Source organism: Kineococcus indalonis, assembly GCF_009906395.1.
GTDB lineage: Bacteria > Actinomycetota > Actinomycetes > Actinomycetales > Kineococcaceae > Kineococcus > Kineococcus indalonis.
In genome coordinates this window covers 1-4,297 of sequence record NZ_JAAALM010000357.1, presented here as the reverse complement: position 1 = coordinate 4,297, position 4,297 = coordinate 1, and the positions used below count along the sequence as shown (strand labels likewise).

The 4,297-nt window shown below is 76.9% G+C and carries 5 protein-coding genes and 1 pseudogene; all 6 read right to left on the bottom strand.

The genetic code is table 11. The annotated features are described in order from the left end of the window. Positions 1-39 precede the first annotated feature (39 nt). The gene (locus tag GTR00_RS15575; RefSeq protein WP_166612508.1) at positions 40-432 is read right to left on the bottom strand and encodes a hypothetical protein; all 393 of its coding nucleotides are present in this window, start codon (positions 430-432) and stop codon (positions 40-42) included. A 24-nt stretch (positions 433-456) separates the two neighbouring features. Continuing rightward, positions 457-1,605 carry a glutamate 5-kinase gene (gene proB / locus GTR00_RS15570; protein WP_323132515.1) on the bottom strand — a complete coding sequence of 383 codons (1,149 nt, stop codon included), beginning with the start codon at positions 1,603-1,605 and terminating at the stop codon, positions 457-459. Beyond that, on the bottom strand, positions 1,602-3,230 hold the full coding sequence (gene obgE, locus GTR00_RS15565; protein WP_166612507.1) for a GTPase ObgE: 1,629 nt from the start codon (positions 3,228-3,230) through the stop codon (positions 1,602-1,604). The genes proB and obgE overlap by 4 nt, the downstream gene beginning before the upstream one ends. Before the next feature lie 93 nt (positions 3,231-3,323). Further along, the gene (gene rpmA, locus GTR00_RS15560) at positions 3,324-3,581 is read right to left on the bottom strand and encodes a 50S ribosomal protein L27 (protein ID WP_166612506.1); all 258 of its coding nucleotides are present in this window, start codon (positions 3,579-3,581) and stop codon (positions 3,324-3,326) included. 9 nt (positions 3,582-3,590) lie between these two features. Continuing rightward, on the bottom strand, positions 3,591-3,902 hold the full coding sequence (rplU, locus tag GTR00_RS15555) for a 50S ribosomal protein L21 (protein WP_166612505.1): 312 nt from the start codon (positions 3,900-3,902) through the stop codon (positions 3,591-3,593). Between the two features lie 131 nt (positions 3,903-4,033). After that, positions 4,034-4,297: pseudogene (locus GTR00_RS15550) on the bottom strand (hypothetical protein); the annotation flags it as partial.

Below are 4,297 nucleotides of genomic sequence, written 5' to 3'. Positions count from 1 at the left end.
CGCCACCCCCGCGGGGCGTCCCGCGGAGGGGCCCCCCGCTCACCAGGGGGCGACGTCGCCCAGCAGGTCCAGGCCGGCGCGCGCGGCGCGCGCGCGGCGCTGCGGGCGCAGCACCCCGCGCTGGCGCTGGGCGGCGCGGTGCTCGACGGTGGCGCGGTCGACGACCTCCACCCCCACGACGTCCCAGGCGGGCAGGCCGGCGCTGGTGCGGTGCTCGGGCCACAGGCGCACGGCCATCGCCGCGGCGTCGTCGACGTCGCGGGCCTCGTCCCAGTAGCGCACCTCCACGCGGGTGTCGCTGTAGCGGATGCTCGACAGGAAGGGCCGCTCGCCCACGAGCCGGTCCAGCGCGGGGCGCAGCTCGGCCACGTCCACGGCCTGCCCGGCCACGGTCACGGTCACCGACCACAGGGCCAGGGGCGGTTCAGCCACCTCCGCCTCCTCGCTGCGCGCACCTCACGGACGTCCCAGGAGCACCAGGTGGTCGCGGTGGACGACCTCCCGCTCGTACGCCGGGCCCCACTGCCGGGCCAGCTCGCGCGTCGAGCGGCCGAGCATGTCCGGCAGCTCCTCCGAGGAGTAGTTCACCAGCCCGCGCGCCAGCGCGCGGCCGTTTCCGTCGACCAGGTCCACCGGGTCACCCGCCCGGAAGCGCCCGCTCAGGCCCAGCACGCCGGCGGGCAGCAGCGAGGAACGCCGCTCGCGCACGGCGCGCACCGCGCCCTCGTCGAGGACGAGCCGGCCGGCGGGGCTGGCGGCGTGGGCCAGCCACAGCTGGCGGGTGCCGCGGCGCGCGGCGCGCGCCGGTGGCACGGCGAACCACGTGCCCACGTCCTGCCCGTCCAGGGCCTGCCCGGCCAGCGCCGCGGAGGTCACCAGGGCCGGCACCCCGGCGGCCACGGCGATGCTCGCCGCCTCCACCTTCGTGGCCATGCCGCCGGTGCCCACGCCTGCGGCGCCGGCGGAGCCGACGGTCACCCCGGCGAGGTCCTCGGGCCCGCGCACCAGCCGCAGGCGCTGCGCGCCCGGCCGCGAGGGCGGGGCGTCGTAGAGGGCGTCGACGTCGCTGAGCAGCACGAGGGCGTCGGCGCGCACCAGGTGCGCCACGAGCGCGGCGAGGCGGTCGTTGTCGCCGAAGCGGATCTCGTGGGTGGCCACGGTGTCGTTCTCGTTGACCACCGGCACCACCCCCAGCGCCAGCAGCCGCTCCAGGGTGCGCTGGGCGTTGCCGTAGTGGCTGCGCCGGGCCACGTCCTCGGCCGTCAGCAGCACCTGGCCCACGGTCAGGCCGGCACGGGCGAAGGCGCGGGTGTACTCGGCCAGCAGCAGCCCCTGGCCGACGCTGGCCGCGGCCTGCTGGCTGGCCAGGTCCCTGGGGCGGCGGGGCATGCCCAGCGGGGCCAGGGCGGCGGCGATGGCGCCGGAGGAGACGAGCACGACCTCCCCGCCGCCGGTGCGCCGGCGCGCCAGCACGTCCACCAGGGCGTCCAGGCGGGCGGCGTCCAGGCCGCCGGCGGCGCTGGTCAGCGAGGAGGAGCCGACCTTGACGACGACGCGCCGGGCGCGCCGCAGCTCCTCGCGCCCGCCGGCGCCCTGGGCGCTCACCGGCCGGCTGCCCCGTCCAGGTCGTCGCCGCCCTCGTCCCCGGCCTCGTCCCCGGCCTCGTCCCCGGCCTCGTCCCCGGCCTCGTCCTGGCCGGCCCACGCCGCGGTGGAGTCGTCGTCGGCGGTCCAGCGCCCGGCGCGGCGCTCGGCCTCCAGCTCGCCGCGGGCGGCGGCCTTGGCGGCGCGGCGCTCGCGCTCCTGCTCGCGCTTGGCGGCGCGGGTGGGGCGGCTGTGGTCCTCCAGGCGCAGGTCGCTGCCGCGCTGGCCGAGGACCTCGGCGCCGGAGACCATCGTCGGCTCCCAGTCGAAGACGACGGCGTCGTCCTCGGCGCCGATGACGACCTCGGCGCCCGGGGTGGCGCCGGCCTTGAACAGCTCGTCCTCCACGCCGAGGCGGGCGAGGCGGTCGGCGAGGTAGCCGACGGCCTCGTCGTTGGTGAAGTCGGTCTGGCGCACCCAGCGGCGCGGCTTCTCGCCGCGCACCCGGAAGCGCACGCCGCCGGTGGCCTCGTCGCCGTACTCCTCGCGGGTGACGGTGAAGCCGGAGTCGTCCACGGCGGGCGGGCTGATGACCACCCGTGTGGGCACCGCCTCGGGGGCGGCGGCGCGGGCGGCGGAGACCAGCTCGGCCATGGCGAACTTCAGCTCGCGCAGGCCCGCGTGCGTGGCGGCGGAGACGACGAGGACCGGCGCCCCGCGCGACTCCAGGTCTGCGCGGACGATGTCGGCCATCTCCCGCGCGTCGGGCACGTCGGCCTTGTTGATGACGATCAGCCGCGGGCGGTCCTGCAGCGGCACGGTGCCGTCGTCGACGCGGTAGGCGGCCAGCTCCTTCTCGATGGCCTCCAGGTCGCTGACGGGGTCGCGGTCGCTCTCCAGGTTCGCGCCGTCCAGGACGTGCACGAGCGCGACGCAGCGCTCCACGTGGCGCAGGAAGTCCAGGCCGAGGCCGCGGCCCTCGCTGGCGCCGGGGATGAGGCCGGGCACGTCGGCGACGGTGAAGCGCACGTCGCCGGCCTCGACCACGCCCAGGTTGGGCACCAGGGTCGTGAACGGGTAGTCGGCGATCTTGGGGCGGGCGGCGGAGAGCGCGGCGACCAGGCTGGACTTGCCGGCGCTGGGGAAGCCGACGAGGGCGACGTCGGCGAGGGTCTTCAGCTCCAGGACGACGTCGCCGGACTCGCCGGGCTCGCCGAGCAGCGCGAAGCCGGGGGCCTTGCGCCGCGGGGACGCCAGGGCGGCGTTGCCCAGCCCGCCGCGCCCGCCGGCGGCGACGGTGAAGCGGGTGCCGGGCCCGACCATGTCGGCCAGCAGCTCGCCCTTCGCGCTGCGCACGATGGTGCCGTCGGGCACGCCGATGACGAGGTCCTCGCCCTCGGCGCCGCTGCGGTGCGAGCCCATCCCGAAGCCGCCGGAGGTGGCGTGGCGGTGCGGGCGGCGGTGGTGCTCCAGCAGGGTCGTCACCTGGGGGTCGACCTCGAGCACGACGTCGCCGCCGCGACCTCCGTTGCCCCCGTCGGGTCCGCCGAGGGGCTTGAACTTCTCGCGGTGCACGGAGGCGCACCCGTTGCCGCCGTCACCGCCTGCGACGTGCAGGACGACGCGGTCGACGAACGACGCGGCCATGGGGTACCTCCGGGAGGTGGTGCTGGGTGGGGAAGCAGGAAGGGGCGGGCCGGTGGTCCGGCCCGCCCCTCCGCTACTGGTGCTGCTGGTTCGTCACTCGCCCGCGGCGACGACGTTGACGACCTTGCGGCCGCGGCGGGTGCCGAACTCGACGGCGCCCGGGATCAGGGCGAACAGCGTGTCGTCGCCGCCCCGGCCCACGCCCGCACCGGGGTGGAAGTGGGTGCCGCGCTGGCGGACGAGGATCTCGCCCGCGCCGACGACCTGGCCGCCGAAGCGCTTCACGCCGAGGCGCTGCGCGGCGGAGTCACGACCGTTGCGCGAGGAGCTCGCGCCCTTCTTGTGTGCCATGAGCTGACGTCACTCCCCGATGCTGGTGATCTTGACGCGGGTGTACTTGGCCCGGTGACCCTGGCGCTTGCGGTACCCGGTCTTGTTCTTGTACTTCAGGATGGTGATCTTGGGACCCTTGGTCTCCTCGACCACCTCGGCGGTGACCCTGACACCCGACAGCTTCGACGCGTCGGAGGTGACATCGGCACCGTCGACGAGGAGCAGCGGCTGCAGCTGCAGGGTCTCCCCGCTGGCCACGGCGACGCGGTCGATGGTCAGCACGTCGCCGACCGAGACCTTCTCCTGCCGGCCGCCGGCGCGGACGATGGCGTAGACCACAACGAACCCGTTTCTCTCGTCACGAACTGGGACGCCACCGGCCCGCCTCACGGCGGACCAGGGCTCGCGCACGGTGGCGCACCAAGGGTCAAGCGTACGGAACGCCGCCCCCGGGGGTCAAAACGGCTCGCCTACCCCTCCGCGGGGACCGGCTCGCCGGGAGCGGGCGGGACCTCGGGCGCCGCCTCCGCGCCCCCCTCCCCGGTCCCCCCGGCACCGGCCTCGCGGCGCCCGGCCGCCGCGACCGCGGCGATGGCGGCGAGCACGGCCGGGTCCTTGGCGGCCTCCCTGGCCGGCTCCTCGGCCGGCTCCTGGGCGCGGGCCGTGGGCACCTCCGCCTCGGGGCGGGCCTCCTTCGAGCCCCGCCCGCGGCGCCCGCGGGACTTGCCGCCCCC

Coding starts and splice junctions, on each gene's coding strand:
- obgE (WP_166612507.1), bottom strand. CDS start 3,230: ATGGCCGCGTCGTTCGTCGACCGCGTCGTCCTGCACGTCGCAGGCGGT.
- rpmA (WP_166612506.1), bottom strand. CDS start 3,581: ATGGCACACAAGAAGGGCGCGAGCTCCTCGCGCAACGGTCGTGACTCC.